Source organism: Exiguobacterium sp. J17977, from assembly GCF_018616375.1.
Lineage (GTDB): Bacteria > Bacillota > Bacilli > Exiguobacteriales > Exiguobacteriaceae > Exiguobacterium > Exiguobacterium mexicanum.
This window is the reverse complement of sequence record NZ_JAEQBB010000004.1, coordinates 340,669-356,537: the sequence shown is the minus strand read 5'-3', so window position 1 is coordinate 356,537 and position 15,869 is coordinate 340,669. Positions and strand designations below refer to the sequence as shown.

The following is a 15,869-nucleotide window of genomic DNA, read 5'->3' as shown; positions in this document are numbered from 1 at the left end:
CGCCTCGAGCACATGGAACACAAAAAAAGACGAACCAAATCGCGATGGGCGATTTGGTTCGTCAACAGCCTGAAGCGTGCCGCCATCGGCACGCTTGTTTTTGTTATTTCAAGTTCTCTGGGTTGAGTGGCAAGAGCGAGTCGACGACGAAACGACCGTCCTTACGAATCAAGACGTCATCGAACCAAATCTCACCGCCGCCGTAATCAGGGCGTTGGATATTGACAAGGTCCCAATGGATTGACGAGTTGTTGCCGTTATAGGCGTCGTCATACGCCTGACCCGGTGTGAAGTGGAAACTGCCGTCGATTTTCTCGTCGAACAAGATATCCTTCATCGGATGTTGGATGTACGGGTTGACGCCGATGGCGAACTCGCCGACAAAACGTGCCCCTTCGTCTGTGTTGAACACTTCATTGATTCGGTCCGTGTCGTTCGCTGTCGCGTCGACGATCTTTCCATCTTTGAACGTCAACGAGACGTTCTCGAACGTGAAGCCGTGATACGGTGACGGCGTGTTGTACGTGATGACACCGTTGATTGAATCTTTAACCGGCGCTGTGAACACTTCACCGTCCGGGATATTCATTTGGCCAGAACACTTGATAGCCGGGATGTCTTTAATCGAGAACGTGAGGTCAGTCCCTGGCCCTTTAATCGTGACGCGGTCGGTCTCATTCATGAGGCTGACGAGCGCATCCATGGCCCGGTCCATCTTCCCGTAGTCGAGTGTGCAGACGTTGAAATAGAAGTCTTCGAACGCCTCGGTCGATTTACCGGCGAGTTGTGCCATCGACGGCGATGGATAACGGAGCACGACCCATCTCGTTCCTTTGACGCGGTCCTCGGTATGCATTTTACCGATAGTCGCCCCGACGAGTTTTTGTTGCTCGGCCGGTACGTCTGACAGTTCGTTGATGTTGTCACCGGCACGAAGCCCGATATAAGCGTCCATCGCTTGCATCTGTTTGCGTTCGATATCGGCCATGAGTTCGAGCTGTTCCCGGCTCGCTCCCATGTAAAGCTTGCGCAAGATGCGGCTCTCTTTCAATAAGACGAACGGATGCCCCCCGGCCTCATACGCCTTTTCGACGAGCGCTTCGACGAGCGATTCCTCGACGCCGAAATTTTCAATCAGAACACGTTCCCCCGGCTTCAATTCGACTGAATAATTGATTAATCCATCAGCGAGTTGCGTGATTCTTGGATCTCTCATACGAACACCCCTTTAACTTTTTTAAATTTATTTCTATTTTAGTGTAATCGAAAACATAAAAACGGGTAAAGGAATAATCAGACCGGATGGCGAAAACGGTTGTGACAAATCTTTTGAGTCATAATGGTGCTATAATGAAATCACCATATTACCGAATAGGAGGAATGGATGCATGGAAATCACATTAGGAGGCATTGCAGGGCTCGTCGCAGCACTCGCATTTGTCGTACTCGTATTTTTCTTGGCACGTGTCTTGTCGAACGTCAATCGGACACTCGGCAGCGTCGCCAATACGACTGAAAACTTAGAACGTCAATTAGACGGAATCACAATGGAAGTGACGGCGCTCTTACATAAGACGAACCGTCTCGTAGATAACGTCGAAGAGAAAACAGAATTGCTCGCACCGGTGGCACACGCCCTTGATGAGCTCGGCACGTCACTCAACGAAGTGACAGAGTCGGTACGAACGGTTTCTTCTTCTGTTCACGTGGCAGCGGACGAGAATAAAGAACAGATCGCTCAAGCGGTACGTTGGGGGTCGGTCGCTGTAGAATTATTCAAGAAAAACAAAACCGAAACGTCTTCAGACGAACGACCATCACGTCGTCGCGGCCGTCGGGACCGTAAACAAGAACCGACTACGGTCTCACCAGGATTGATTGCGACAGACGATACAATCAAATCATAACCATCACAAGGAGGAACTAACGATGACATACGACAAGAACAAGACATATACGAATGAACAACAATCAAGCGGTGGGTTTTTAGCAGGCGTCGTCCTCGGCGGCGTCATCGGTGCGGCTGTTGCGCTCCTCACATCACCGAAGAGTGGACGTGAAGTACGGACATACCTGGACGAGAAGACGGCGACGTCGCGTGAGCGCTTGACCGTCAAGTCGAAAGAAGTTCGTGAGAAAGCTGAACCGGTCGTCGGCGAATGGATTAAAGTAGCGAGCGATAAAGCGGCTCCAGTCTTGAACCTCGTCAAAGACAAGGCTCGTGAAGCGGCTGAATTGAAACAACAAGTCGATGAAGACGAGTTGTCAATCGAAGAGGCGATGGAGAAAGCTGATCAACTCGTAGCGGAGGCGGAAGCCGAAGTGAAAGAGCAACTCGACAAGGCTTCAGAAGAGCAGTCGAACGAAGCAAAGGATTCGAACGAAGCGAAAGCCTCAAATGAGTCGAACGAGTCGTCGAAGTCAGAGACGTCGACAGATAAACCGAAACAAACAGACAGCAAACCGAACGCAAGCAAATCAAACGCGGCGAAATCGACAGCTAACAAACAAAACGCAACGAGCAACCGTGACCAGTCGGAAGACTATGAGTCAGATTTCGAGGCCCCCGTGAAAGACTTGCTCGACGATGAGTCGAAACAAGAATTGAACAACTTGAAGCATGATCTTCAAAACGGCAACAAATAAGTGATGACGCGTCCGGGACTAGCCGGGCGCTTTTTTTGTTGATTTTGTGTCGCCAGCCCATTTCCCTATGACAAAGCGATTAAAGTTCGTTATAATTAGGAATCTGGAAAGAACGGCTTAGAAATGAGAGGGTAATTATGAGTCCACAAGATCAGTTGAATCGATTACGTCGCGAGATGGATGAGTTGAATCGTGAGATGCTCGACTTGCTCAGCCGCCGTGGCACACTCGCTGTTGAGATTGGAAAAGTAAAACGTCTGCAAGGTGTGGAACGATACGATCCGGTACGTGAACGTGAGATGCTCGACTTCGTCGCCGCGGAGAATCCGGGTCCGTTCGAGACGGCTCGTCTGCAACATCTGTTCAAGGAAATGTTCAAAGCCTCGGCCGAACTGCAAGGTGAAGACCGTGACAAGACGTTGCTCGTCTCGCGCAAACGCCAAGCTGAAGACACCATCGTCACGCTCGATGATGTCACAATCGGCAATGGACGTCCGCAACTGATTGCGGGACCATGTGCGGTCGAATCATTTGAACAAGTGAACGCCGTCGCCGAAAAACTAGCGTTGTCCGGTGTGAAAATCTTGCGAGGCGGGGCGTATAAACCACGTACCTCACCGTACGACTTCCAAGGACTCGGCTTCGAGGGGTTGAAACTGTTGAAGCAAGCGGCAGATCGTCATGACTTACGGGTCATCTCTGAAATCATGACGCCTGGTGCGGTCGAATCGGCTCTTCCGTATGTGGACATCATCCAAGTCGGTGCGCGCAACATGCAAAACTTTGACTTGTTGAAAGAAGTCGGGAAGACGGATAAGCCGGTACTCTTGAAACGTGGCTTGTCGGCGACGATTGAAGAGTTCATCTATGCGGCCGAGTACATCATGGCAAGCGGCAACAGCCAAGTCATCTTGTGCGAACGCGGCATTCGGACGTATGAGCGGGCGACGCGCAACACGCTCGACATCACGGCGGTCCCGATTTTGAAACAAGAGACGCATTTGCCGGTCATGGTCGACGTGACGCACTCGACAGGACGACGCGATTTGTTACTGCCAGCGGCCAAAGCGGCGCTTGCGGTCGGAGCGGATGGAGTCATGGTGGAAGTTCACCCGAACCCGGCCATCGCTTTATCGGATGCCCAGCAGCAACTCGATTTCGACCAGTTCGATCAATTCGTGGACGGGCTAACGGCCCAGTTCCCTCAACTTGATTTGGTGAAAAAGTAAGCTTTCCAATTGGAAACGTTTTATATAGCGTGAAGACAGGGTAAAATGATGACAGATACCTGTCTTCCTTTTTTGACACGTTTTTTGAAAATCGTTTGAAAATCACTGCTTGTAGGAGGAGTTTTAATGAATAGTAACAATGTAACGATTTATGATGTCGCACGAGAAGCCGGGGTGTCGATGGCAACCGTCTCACGCGTCGTCAACGGAAACCCGAACGTCAAGCCGACGACCCGTAAGAAAGTCCAAGACGCGATTGACCGTCTCGGCTATCGACCGAACGCCGTCGCACGTGGACTGGCCAGCAAGAAGACGACGACGGTCGGCGTCATCGTCCCGGATATCTCGAACATCTTCTTCGCAGACCTCGCCCGTGGGATCGAGGACGTCGCGACGATGTACAAGTACAACATCATCCTCGGGAACTCGGACTCGAACCGTGACAAAGAGATTCATTTGTTGAACACATTGCTCGGGAAACAAGTCGATGGCATCATTTTCATGGGCGGTCGTCTGCATGAAGACCTCGTCAACGAGTTCAAGAAGTCACCGGTCCCAATCGTCCTCGCGGCGACACTTAACCAAGGGTATGACCTCCCTGCGGTCAACATCGACTATGAGCAAGCTGCATACGATGCGACCGAAATGTTGATTGGCCACGGTCATAAACAAGTCGGCTTCATTACAGGTCCACTCGAGCAACAAATCAATGGCGAAAAGAAATTCTCTGGTTACCGCCGTGCCCTAGACGACGCCGGACTCCCGTTCCGTGAGAGTGACGTCGTCCTCGGAAATTACACGTATGCATCAGGCCTTGAGGCGATGCAGAAGATGCTCGAACGCGACGATTGCCCGAAAGCGATTTTCGCCGGTACGGATGAGATGGCACTCGGTGTCATTCACGCGATTCAAGACGCCGGTTACTCGGTGCCGAACGATTTTGAAGTCGTCGGCCACGATAACACGCGTCTCGCGACGATGATTCGTCCGAAATTGACGACGGTCGTCCAACCGATGTATGACATCGGTGCCGTTGCCATGCGTCTGTTGACGAAAATTTTGAATGCCGAAGAAGTCGAAGAGAAGAACGTCGTCTTGCCGCACCGCATCGAACGTCGCGATTCGGTACGTCAAGACTGAATAAAAAACCCCTCGCCTGTCGGAGTCACTCCGCGGACGAGGGGTTTTTTTAGACATATATTGATTTGCGATCATTTGAGATGAACGGCCAGAACGCCCGTTTCGTCACTTCCCAATTTTTCTCCTCGATTTGTTGGCGTCGGGGAATATGTTGGAACGTGTACGGATGGTCATCCCAGCGTGTCGGCAAGGATAAATCCGCTTTGTCCTGCCACTGCTCGATCCATTCGGGCGGAATGTCGCCGCTGTACGGCGCCTCGCGCGTCAGTCCGGCCCACACTTGCGCCCAAGCCCGGGGTACGGTCCGATACCAATCATATCCGCCGCCGCCGAGGGCGACGAGTCTTCCTTCCGTATACTCGTCGGCGAGTCGAGAAGCGATTTGAGGAATCTGTTCAAACGTCCGAATCGTCGAGGCGAGGTGCGTCAACGGATCGAAGGCATGGGCGTCGGCCCCGTTCTGCGTCAAGATGATATCCGGCTTGAACCATTCGCACGCCTCCCGGAACACGGTCTCATAACAGCGCAAGAACGACTCGTCTTGAGTGAACGCATCGACCGGGACGTTCCAGCTATAGCCGTAGCCATTCCCGTTGCCGCGCTCTGTGACGGCTCCTGTCCCCGGGAACAGGTAGCGACCGGTCTCATGGATGGATAACGTCATCACATCGTCATCGTCATAAAACAGCCATTGGACGCCGTCTCCGTGGTGGGCGTCGGTATCGACATAGAGGACCCGGCTGCCGTACGCTTTACGGACGTGGGCGATGGCGACCGCCGCATCGTTATACACGCAAAATCCGGACGCTTTCCGTCGCATCCCATGATGCAGGCCGCCCCCGACGTGGAAGGCGCGCTCCAATTTACCACTCGCGACCAAATCGAGCGCGTGAACGGTGCCCCCGACGAGCCGGGCCGCTCCTTCATGGATGGTCGGGAAAATCGGCGTGTCTTCCGTACCGAGGCCAAACTTGTTCGCTTTCAATGTCGACAGCTCACCGGCCGCCGCCGCTTGGACCGCCTCAATATAATCAAGGTCGTGGACGAGCGCGAGCGACTCGACCGAGGCCATGGGAGGGGCGATGCACTCTGAGGCCTGAAGTTTACCTGAGGCGATGAGCAGCGACGTCGTCAGCTCCAGGCGGACCGGATTGAACGGATGATCCGCATGGAAGCGGTACGAGTTCTCGTTCTCCCCGAATATGTAGGCCGGTCTCATTGGGACATCTCCGGACCGAGCACGTCGTAACCTTCGCGTTTCAGCCGTTCGATGATGCGAAGCGGATTCATCGTCTGGACGCGGAACGAGATGATGCGCTTATACGGGTCGGGCGTCGGATGGACGAACACGTTGATGATGTTTACGTTCGTCTTGGCGAGGAGTCGGGTCACTTTCTCGAGCGTCCCGGTCGTGTTCTCGACCAAGAGCTCAATTTGAGAGCTCGGCTCGAGCGCGCCCGTCAATTGGACGAAGTAACGCAATAAGTCGGTCTCGGTCAAGACGCCGACGAGTTTGCCTTGTTCGACGATCGGCAGGCAGGTCAGGCGATACTCATAAAACAGGGCGGCCGCATCCTCGAAGAAGTCGTACGGATGTGCCGTCGTCACATCTTGACGCATGATGCTCGAGACGGGGTTTTTGAAGTCGGCGCTCTCACTCTCCGGATGGAACACGCTCGTCGCTCCGCTCATCTCGAACTGGCCGACGATTCCGACGACTTGTCGGGCCGGGTTGGTGACGATGAGATGGCGGACTTTATGATCACGCATGAGCTTGGCCGCATGGGCAATCGTGTTGGTCGGTTGAATCGTCACGACATGACGGTTCATCATTTGTTCAATCAGCATCCAGGTCCCTCCTTAGTCATACATGAACCGGCGCCGTAGCCGGAGCGAATCAAAATGGTCAATCGTTTCTTGCCGGACGTTCTTGCCGATTCGTGCCATGAGACAGTTGGCCGGGTGCGAAGCGATTTCCGGGTCATCGGTCGGGAAGAAGACGAGTCCGCCGTGGTTCATCATCTTCTCCATCACTTTTCGGTAATCCCAGATAGAGAGTCCGCTCCCTTTCAAGTCCCAGTGCCAATAATATTCGGTCGTCAAAATCAAGAAGTCGTCCATATGCGGGTCCATCATCGACACTTCGAGCAACTGCTTGCCAATCCGTTGGCCACGGAAGCGCGGGCTCACTTCGATGGCGCCGAGCTCGAGGATATAAGGGTCGTTCCCTTCGCTCCAACGTTCGTACGGGTCCGGATATAAATACGTGACGTAACCGATGACGAGGTCGTCGACGCGGGCCACGATGATGCGGCCTTCCTTCAAGTCAGCGATTTCGACGAGCGCCTTATGTTGGTCCTCGGGTTCACGAAATGCGGTCAATCCCTCATCGAGCCGATACGTGGCCAACACGTCGCTCTCGATGGGTCCATCGATGATTACGGCTCCGAGTGAGGTTTCCCACACTTTTGAATGATATTGTTTTTCCATGGAGTCACCACCTTTTCCACCTTCTATTATAGCGCTTTCATTTAGCTTGTTTCACACTCTTTTGGAGATTTTGGAAATTCATTGATTTGTCATAATATTAACACTATACTGAAAGTGGTTATACCATTCATTACAGGGGAGGCGAATCTTTAGCGATGGAAAAATTGAAAGCGTTATCAGGGGAACATCAATTGGCGTCGTATGAAGATGCTTGTCAGTCGTTCGAGTGGACACAAGCAGAAGCATTATTTTCTTGGAATTTGACGGGGAACGTCAATATGGCGTACGAAGCAATCGACCGTCACGCAGAAGGTGAACTCGCCACGAAGCTGGCGTTGCTCTATTTCGATGGGGAACGAGAAGAGCGCTACACGTATGCGGATATGAAACGAGAAAGCAATCGGGCCGGAAACGTTCTGAAATCGGTTGGAGTGGAGAAAGGCGACCGTGTCTTCATCTTCATGCCACGGAGTCCAGAACTTTATTTTATTTTGCTCGGAACACTCAAGCTCGGCGCCATTGTCGGTCCGTTGTTTGAGGCGTTCATGGAGCAAGCCGTCCACGACCGTCTGCTCGACTCGGAAGCGAAAGTCATCGTGACGACCGAGGCGCTCTTGCCACGGATCCCGGTCGATCAACTCCCGCACTTGGAGACGATTTTAATCGTCGGTGACGGGGTAGAAGAGACCGGTAAAATCAGCGACTACCGTAAGTTGGCGGGTGAAGCTTCGACCGACCTCGACATCACGTGGGTCGACCGCGAAGACGGCATGATCTTACACTATACGTCAGGGTCGACCGGGAAGCCGAAAGGCGTCTTGCACGTCCATAACGCCATGGTGCAGCACTTGATGACCGGTAAATGGGTCCTCGACTTGCAACCGGACGACATTTACTGGTGCACGGCCGACCCAGGCTGGGTGACAGGTACGAGCTACGGGATTTTCGCACCGTTCTTGAACGGGGCGACGAATGTGATTGTCGGGGGACGATTCAATCCTGAGTTCTGGTATTCGGTCATCGAACGGTTCGGTGTCACGGTCTGGTACAGTGCGCCAACCGCGTTCCGGATGCTCATGGGCGCTGGAGAAGAGGCGTTCGAGAAGTACGATTTATCGTCACTCCGCCATATCCTTTCGGTCGGTGAACCACTCAACCCGGAAGTCATTCGTTGGGGGAACGAATCGTTCGGATTACGGATTCATGACACGTGGTGGATGACGGAGACCGGTGCGATGATGATTTGCAACTATCCGACTATGGATATTAAACCAGGTTCGATGGGCAAAGCTATCCCGGGCTGTGAAGCGGCCATCTTGGACGACCGTGGTCAACCGCTCCCACCACATCGGATGGGCAACTTGGCACTCAAGACGCCTTGGCCGTCGATGATGCGGAAGATTTGGAAGAACGACGCCAAGTATGAGAGCTACTTCTGGGGCGACTGGTACGTCTCAGGTGACTCGGCATATATGGACGAGGACGGATACTTCTGGTTCCAAGGCCGTGTCGATGACGTCATCATGACGGCAGGGGAACGGGTCGGACCGTTCGAGGTCGAGAGTCGTCTCGTCGAGCATCCGGCTGTCGCCGAGGCAGGGGTCATCGGGAAACCGGACCCGGTACGCGGGGAAATCATCAAGGCGTTCATCGCACTCCGGAAAGGCTATGAGCCGTCGGACGAGTTGAAGGCAGAGATTCAAAAGTTCGTCAAAGAAGGTCTCGCGGCTCACGCGGCTCCGCGTGAGATCGAGTTCAAAGATAAATTGCCGAAAACGCGAAGCGGGAAAATCATGCGTCGTGTCTTGAAAGCATGGGAATTGAACCTCGAGACGGGTGACTTATCGACAATGGAAGATTGAACGACAAAAGGTCGACACGCGATGTGTCGACCTTTCTTGTCGGATTAGGCGCCGTCTGCAGCTTCGGCGTCTTCTTTCTTCTTGTCTTCCTCAGCCTTTTTCTCAGCTTCGGCTTTCTTCTTTGCTTCTTCTTCAGCTTTCTTCTTGTCAGCTTCCGCTTTTTTCTTCGCGTCGGCTTCAGCTTTCGCTTTTGCGTCAGCAGCTGCTTTTTCCTTCGCAGCTGCATCAGCTTCTTGTTTCTCTTCTTCAGCCTCTTGTTTTTTCTCTTCGGCTTCTTCTTTCTTCTTCTCTTCTTCCTCGGCTTTCTTCTTCGCTTCCTCTTCCTTCTTCTTCTCTTCGACTTTTTTCTTCTCAGAGAATGAACCAGAGTCTTTAAAGTCAGCGGCAGAGACGCTAGCAGGTTGGGTGAAGCGTGCCCCAGTGTTGAAGATTTCAGGTTTATCGGCATATACACGGTTGGCAGTTTGTGACCAAATCCGTTGCGTCCGTTGGTAATACTGACCTACCTCATAACTGTTTTCCATCTCCCCGAACTGTGAGTCAAAACCAGACCACACGGCAAGCGTGACGTTCGGGTTCGAGCCGACCAAGTACGAGTCGCGACGATCGTTCGTCGTACCAGATTTACCCATCCAATCGCCAGGGACGTTTAAGAGTGACTTGGCGTATGTCCCTGTTCCTGACGTATAGACGTCACGGAGCATGTCGATGACCAGATAAGATGTACGGTCGGAATAGATGCGTGTTTTTTTCGGTTGTTTCTCAAAGATGGCTTCACCGTTATACTCGATGCGCTCGATGAAATATGGCTCGACGTGTTCGCCGTAGTTCGCAAGCATGGCGTAAGATGCGGCCAAGTTGACCGGACTGACTTCCCCGACACCTAGCGCCATCGATGACGCATTACGGTTCGCTTCTGATACTTCAATACCCATGTCGATGAGTTTCTGCGTATCGGCCGGTTTTTGATTCCGTTCTTCATAAATCTTAACGGCAGGGACGTTGAGGGAGCGTTTCAACGCTTCACGCGCCGTCACCGGACCGTTATGTGTTCGGCTTTCGTTCAACACTTCTTTTTTTGGTTGCCCTGGACCCGTGAATTTGTAGAAATACTCTTCGTCTAAGATAACCGTTTCGGGCGTGATCATTCGGGCTTCAATCGCATTCGCATATACTAAGATTGGCTTGGCAGTCGATCCGATTTGACGTTCCATGCGCATAGCACGGTTCACTTCATCGGTCTTGCCATTGATATAACGGCCACCGACAAAACCGAGGATGCGACCTGTTTTGTTGTCAATCATAATGGATGACGTCTGTTCAGGTAGTGTGCGGTCTTCTTCAGAAATATATTGATCTCGAGCAAAGTTGTTGGCATTTTTAGCGGGTTGCTGCATCGCTTCATGTACCTCTTTATCGAGGGTCAAGTGAATTTTAAAGCCGCCTTGGCGCAGCATATTATGGGCACGTTTTGCATATGTCGTCCGAATTGAATCACCTTCTTCTCCTTTCAAATCTGATGGCTGAATTCCATCTTGCTCAAGGAGGTAATCTGTAACAATCTGTCGTGCTTGAAGTTCTGCTTCGTCGACAACGTACGGATACCGGTCACGCGGCTTCGATTGTGTCTTCATGAAGTCTTGCGTGATGTCGTAGTTATATGCGGCATCATATTCTTCTTTTGTGATTTTCTTGGCCACGTACATCCGGTTGAGTACCGTCTTCATTCGGTTTATCGCTGGTGTAACGTCCTCTTTAATGACACCGCCTTGGTAATACGGTGTATAAAGGAACGGGTTTTTCGGAATCCCGGCGAGGAACGCGGCTTGTGGCAACGTCAACTTCTCAGCCGATGTATTGAAGACACCGCGGGCGGCTGCTTCAATCCCTGAGATGTTGCGTCCCATCGAGTTACGTCCGAACGAGACGACGTTCAAGTACGCGTTCAAGATTTCATCTTTGTTCATTGCTTTCTCGAGGCGAAGGGCGAGTAAAATCTCTTTCGCTTTTCGTTCGAACGACACTTCGTTCGTCAGCATTTGGTTCTTGATGAGCTGTTGAGTGAGCGTAGAGCCTCCGGTCCGGTCTTCCGATCCGGTCGCTTCTTGTAAGATGGCGCGGAGCGTCGCTTTCGGGACGACACCATCGTGCTCGTAAAACTCGACGTCCTCTGTGGCGAGTAACGCGTCGACGACGAACGGAGAGACTTTGTCGACGGCGACGGGAACCCGTACTTCATCCGTCGTATAGTTTCCAATTCGTTCACCGCTTCCAAAATAAATGTCAGAAGTCGATGAGTACGTGTTGATTTGTGACGTCATCGTCTTATATGCAGGTGCCGGCATATCCTTGACCAGGGAAGCGAAATAACCCGCTCCGATCCCGGCGCCTAAAAATCCAATGAGAACGACCGATATAATCGTTAGGAGTAGGACGTTCCACGATACATCGTAAAATACATTGGCATAACGGCGGGCTTTCAAGGACTTTGGTTGGTTCCATGTGTCTCGAATCTTTTGCAGCATGACAGCCTCCTTAATATGGTGTAAAACTATTTTGCACAGTAATATATACGATTATAGCACAAGTCGTTGCCGACCTTCCTCCCAATCAACTGTCGGATACAAGTTTCCATCTTCCAGTTGACAATTTGGAAATGGAACTTATAAAATGTAAAGCATAGTCCATAAACAAAGATGCTATGAAGAAAGCGAAGTAGTCGACTGACCGCTTGTCCAGAAAGCTAGTGGGTGCTGTGAACTAGCCAATGTCAATCGATGAATTACACTTTTGGAGCATGCCGTTCGGCCGGGTCGAGACCGTTATCTCTCGCTACAAGTGGCCACAGCTGTGGCAATTAGGGTGGTACCGCGGAATCTCCGTCCCTTCTCATATGAGAAGGGACGTTTTTTTTATGTCAATTGAAGGAGTGGAACAGATGGAATTATTGAAGGATTTAGAATTTCGAGGTCTCGTCAACCAAATGACGGACGAAGCAGGATTGACAGAACAATTGAACAAACCGACGACGCTCTACACCGGGTTCGACCCGACAGCGGACTCGCTCCATATCGGGCATTTGCTCCCGATTTTAACGCTCAAACGTTTTCAGGAGGCGGGACATCACGTCATCGCTCTCGTCGGTGGGGCGACAGGGATGATTGGTGACCCGTCAGGTCGTTCGGACGAGCGTTCGCTCAATACGCTCGACACGGTCAAACAGTTCTCAGATCGAATCAAAGACCAATTGAGCCGTTTCCTCCCGCTTGAAGGGGAGAACCCGATCTCGATCCGCAACAACTATGAGTGGACGGAAGAGTTGTCGATCATCGACTTCTTGCGCGATATCGGGAAACACTTCCCGATCAGCTACATGCTCGCGAAAGACTCGGTCGACTCGCGCTTGGAGAACGGAATCTCGTACACGGAATTCTCATACATGCTCTTGCAATCGTTCGACTTCTTGAAGTTGTACGAAAACGAGAACTGCCGCCTTCAAGTCGGCGGTAGCGATCAGTGGGGGAATATCACGGCCGGACTCGAACTCATCCGCCGCTTCGGTCACTCGGAGAAGGCATTCGGATTGACGGTGCCGCTCGTGACGAAGTCGGACGGTCAAAAGTTCGGGAAGACGGCCGGTGGTGCAGTCTGGCTCGATGCCGATAAGACGACGCCGTACGAGTTTTACCAGTTCTGGATTAACGTCGACGACGCTGACGTCATCAAGTTCATCAAATACTTCACGTTCATGTCGCATGAAGACATCATGGCGCTCGAAGCAGAAGTGGCAGCTGCACCTGAGAAGCGTGTCGCCCAACGTCGCCTCGCCGAAGAGATGACAAAACTCGTCCACGGAGAAGCGGGGCTCAATCAAGCACAACGTATCACGACCGCTTTCTTCAGTGGCGACCTGCAGACGCTCAAGCCAGAAGATATGGATGCCGCATTCAAGGGTATGCCGCAGTTCGAGCTCGACGGCGAGCGTAATCTCGTTGACCTTCTCGTCGAAGCGAAGATTGCGCCATCGAAACGTCAAGCCCGTGAAGATGTTCAAAACGGGGCGATTTACTTGAACGGCGAGCGTGAGCAATCGCTCGATAAGACTGTGACACGCGCCGACACGCTCGGGGAGTTCACAATCATCCGTCGTGGTAAGAAAAAATACTTCGTGATTCGTCACGTCTAATGCATCCGTCCATGTCCGCCAATGTTGCGAACATGGACGTTTTTTTCTGCCTCAACATCGGTTCGGTCTGCTACGATAGCAAGTATAGACGACAAGGAGGCTTTGTTATGGATATCGAAGAATTTTTTGGCGAACAGTTCCATCAATGGCGGGAGCGGTTTCGGTACTATGAGATGGCAATCACCGAACTCGAGAGCGACCTCGGCATCATCGACCTCGATTGGCAGACGCGGCTCGGTTATTCGCCGATTGAACACGTCAAGACGCGGATGAAGACGTTGCCGTCAATCATTCGGAAGATGAATCAAAAAGGGCTTCCCCTCGAAGTGGAAGCGCTGTGGGACAACATATCTGACGTCGCCGGGGTGCGAATCGTCACGAGTTTTCGCGATGACATTTACGCCATCCTTGATCATTTGAAGAAACGCGACGATTTACAGATTGACGAGATTAAGGATTATATCGAACATCCGAAACCGAGCGGCTATCGGAGCTTGCATCTCATCGTCCGGACGAAAGTGTATTTGGCGGAACGCGTCATCTGGGTGCCGGCCGAGATTCAAATTCGTACGCTCGCCATGGATTTTTGGGCGGCGACGGAACATAAGCTTCATTATAAATATCAGCACGTCGTCCCGGAGGCGTCGAAACTCGAGTTGATTGAGGCGGCGAAGATGGCGGACGCCCTTGATACCCAGATGGGCCGGATTCGTGAACAAATCTTAATGAAATAAAAAAATCCCCTTTCCTGTCGAGACAGGGAAGGGGATAAAAGCATTAACGTGAGTAGAACTCGACGATGAGTTGCTCTTTGATTTGGTCGTTCAATTCAGCGCGCTCAGGAAGACGTACGAATGTACCTTCGAGCTTCTCAGCGTCGAATGTGACGTAGTCTTTTGTAGCTGGTGCTACTTCGAGAGCTTCAGCGATCGCTTTGAAGTTTTTAGACTTCTCGCGAACTGAGATGACTTGACCTGGTTTTACACGGTAAGACGCGATGTCTACACGTGAACCGTCAACTTGGATGTGACCGTGGTTGACGAGTTGGCGCGCTCCGCGACGTGTGCGAGCGAGACCCATTCGGTAAACGAGGTTGTCAAGGCGTGACTCGAGCAAGAACATGAAGTTCTCACCGTGGATACCTTGCATTTTCCCAGCATCGTTGAAGATGCGACGGAATTGCTTCTCGTTGATTCCGTACATGTGACGGAGTGCTTGCTTCGCTTGAAGCTGAAGACCGTATTCAGAGATTTTACGACGACCATTTCCGTGTTGACCTGGTGCGTAAGGACGTTTTGCTAATTCTTTACCCGTTTCGCTAAGCGAGATGCCTAAGCGACGCGAGAGTTTCCAAGCTGGACCTGTGTAACGAGCCATGTTTGGACTCCTCCTTGTTGTTCATGTATTTTGCACAAAAGAACAACGGTGTCAAAGACGGGTGACGCCCCTTTCTAGGTTCAAGCACCTTCACTTGATAGCGAAGCTACGAGATGCTCCTCCGACTGAGTCGAGGCCCGAAAGGTGGATACGTCTGTCAATGACTGCTATCGTCATTTCATGCACAAAAATCAGTATACGACGAAACGATTCGCTTGTCAATCAGATGAAGCGAAGTAATGTCTGGCAAAATTGCTCGAGACCTTGACGGTCGACTTCTGAGAAGCGGTCGAACTCGGGGCTGTCGATATCGAGGACACCGATCGTCTTGCCGTCGCGCACGAGCGGGACGACGATTTCCGAGTTGGACGCCGCGTCACAAGCGATATGGCCCGGGAATTGATGGACGTCGGCAATGAGTTGTGTCTCTTGTGTCGAGGCTGCCGTCCCACAGACGCCTTTTCCAAACGCGATATGGACACAAGCCGGAAGGCCTTGGAACGGTCCGAGGATGAGGGCGTCTTCTCCCTCTGTCAAATAGAAGCCGACCCAGTTGATGCGATCGAGGAACTGGTTGAGCAAGGCGCTCGCGTTCGATAGGTTGGCGACACGGTTCGTCTCGCCTTCTAGAAGTGCTGCCAGTTGTTTATTGAGCAGGTCGTAACCAGCGGCCAAGTCGCCAGTGTAAGTCGTTGTTTGAAACATTTGATTCCCTCCTATGAATGAATGCAAGATGAATTAGCATTATGGTACACGCATTTTTTCGGTTTGTCTTCTCAAAAGATTCGCGTGAAAAATAACATTCTCTCCCTAAACCGTTGGAAAACCTATGCAAATCATTGGTTCTATAATATGATTAGTATTATCTATACTCATAAAATACTTCATTTATTCATTTAGATACATAAGTCCACGAAAGCGGCTTGGAGGTTGTGACAG

At 51.7% G+C, this 15,869-nt stretch carries 14 protein-coding genes and 1 other annotated feature; of the genes, 7 read left to right on the top strand and 7 right to left on the bottom strand.

The annotated features are described in order from the left end of the window. Window positions 1-103: 103 nt before the first annotated feature. Entirely contained in the window at window positions 104-1,216 is a 1,113-nt protein-coding gene (locus tag KNO58_RS09825) for an aminopeptidase (RefSeq protein ID WP_214753478.1), read from the bottom strand. A gap of 172 nt (window positions 1,217-1,388) precedes the next feature. Between KNO58_RS09825 and KNO58_RS09820 the strand changes: the two genes are divergently transcribed. The 4 genes from KNO58_RS09820 (at window position 1,389) to ccpA (ending at window position 5,015) form a co-directional block, all read left to right on the top strand. Continuing rightward, complete coding sequence (locus KNO58_RS09820) at window positions 1,389-1,907, top strand: DUF948 domain-containing protein (protein WP_021065587.1); 519 nt, start codon at window positions 1,389-1,391, stop codon at window positions 1,905-1,907. Between the two features lie 22 nt (window positions 1,908-1,929). Then, complete coding sequence (locus KNO58_RS09815) at window positions 1,930-2,646, top strand: YtxH domain-containing protein (protein WP_214753476.1); 717 nt, start codon at window positions 1,930-1,932, stop codon at window positions 2,644-2,646. A gap of 137 nt (window positions 2,647-2,783) precedes the next feature. Further along, the gene (locus KNO58_RS09810) at window positions 2,784-3,875 is read left to right on the top strand and encodes a bifunctional 3-deoxy-7-phosphoheptulonate synthase/chorismate mutase (RefSeq protein ID WP_131437122.1); all 1,092 of its coding nucleotides are present in this window, start codon (window positions 2,784-2,786) and stop codon (window positions 3,873-3,875) included. A 126-nt stretch (window positions 3,876-4,001) separates the two neighbouring features. Then, window positions 4,002-5,015 carry a catabolite control protein A gene (gene ccpA / locus KNO58_RS09805; protein ID WP_214753474.1) on the top strand — a complete coding sequence of 338 codons (1,014 nt, stop codon included), beginning with the start codon at window positions 4,002-4,004 and terminating at the stop codon, window positions 5,013-5,015. Window positions 5,016-5,064: 49 nt separating this feature from the next. On the opposite strand, the gene KNO58_RS09800 is transcribed toward ccpA, so the two are convergent. Genes KNO58_RS09800 through KNO58_RS09790 form a run of 3 tightly spaced genes read right to left on the bottom strand, consistent with a single transcriptional unit; the run spans window position 5,065 to window position 7,505 of the window. After that, entirely contained in the window at window positions 5,065-6,234 is a 1,170-nt protein-coding gene (locus KNO58_RS09800; RefSeq protein WP_214753472.1) for an acetoin utilization protein AcuC, read from the bottom strand. After that, window positions 6,231-6,863 (bottom strand): acetoin utilization AcuB family protein, encoded by a 633-nt coding sequence (locus KNO58_RS09795; protein ID WP_021065592.1) that lies wholly within the window; start codon window positions 6,861-6,863, stop codon window positions 6,231-6,233. Before KNO58_RS09795 ends, KNO58_RS09800 begins: the two co-directional genes overlap by 4 nt. A 12-nt stretch (window positions 6,864-6,875) precedes the next feature. Next, entirely contained in the window at window positions 6,876-7,505 is a 630-nt protein-coding gene (locus tag KNO58_RS09790) for a GNAT family N-acetyltransferase (protein ID WP_214706431.1), read from the bottom strand. Window positions 7,506-7,660: 155 nt separating this feature from the next. Between KNO58_RS09790 and acsA the strand changes: the two genes are divergently transcribed. Further along, a complete protein-coding gene (acsA, locus tag KNO58_RS09785) occupies window positions 7,661-9,367 on the top strand; it encodes an acetate--CoA ligase (protein WP_214753470.1) in 1,707 nt (568 codons plus the stop codon). A 44-nt stretch (window positions 9,368-9,411) separates the two neighbouring features. Here acsA and KNO58_RS09780 read toward each other — a convergent pair whose 3' ends face one another. Continuing rightward, the gene (locus KNO58_RS09780; RefSeq protein ID WP_214753468.1) at window positions 9,412-11,892 is read right to left on the bottom strand and encodes a transglycosylase domain-containing protein; all 2,481 of its coding nucleotides are present in this window, start codon (window positions 11,890-11,892) and stop codon (window positions 9,412-9,414) included. 167 nt (window positions 11,893-12,059) lie between these two features. Beyond that, window positions 12,060-12,257, top strand: a binding site (T-box leader). A gap of 48 nt (window positions 12,258-12,305) precedes the next feature. On the opposite strand from KNO58_RS09780, the gene tyrS reads away from it, so the two are divergent. Then, entirely contained in the window at window positions 12,306-13,553 is a 1,248-nt protein-coding gene (tyrS, locus tag KNO58_RS09775; protein ID WP_214753466.1) for a tyrosine--tRNA ligase, read from the top strand. 107 nt (window positions 13,554-13,660) lie between these two features. After that, complete coding sequence (locus tag KNO58_RS09770) at window positions 13,661-14,287, top strand: GTP pyrophosphokinase (protein ID WP_214753464.1); 627 nt, start codon at window positions 13,661-13,663, stop codon at window positions 14,285-14,287. A 43-nt stretch (window positions 14,288-14,330) separates the two neighbouring features. On the opposite strand, the gene rpsD is transcribed toward KNO58_RS09770, so the two are convergent. Then, on the bottom strand, window positions 14,331-14,930 hold the full coding sequence (gene rpsD / locus KNO58_RS09765; RefSeq protein WP_214753462.1) for a 30S ribosomal protein S4: 600 nt from the start codon (window positions 14,928-14,930) through the stop codon (window positions 14,331-14,333). Between the two features lie 222 nt (window positions 14,931-15,152). Beyond that, a complete protein-coding gene (locus tag KNO58_RS09760) occupies window positions 15,153-15,635 on the bottom strand; it encodes a GAF domain-containing protein (protein ID WP_214753460.1) in 483 nt (160 codons plus the stop codon). Between the last annotated feature and the right edge of the window lie 234 nt (window positions 15,636-15,869).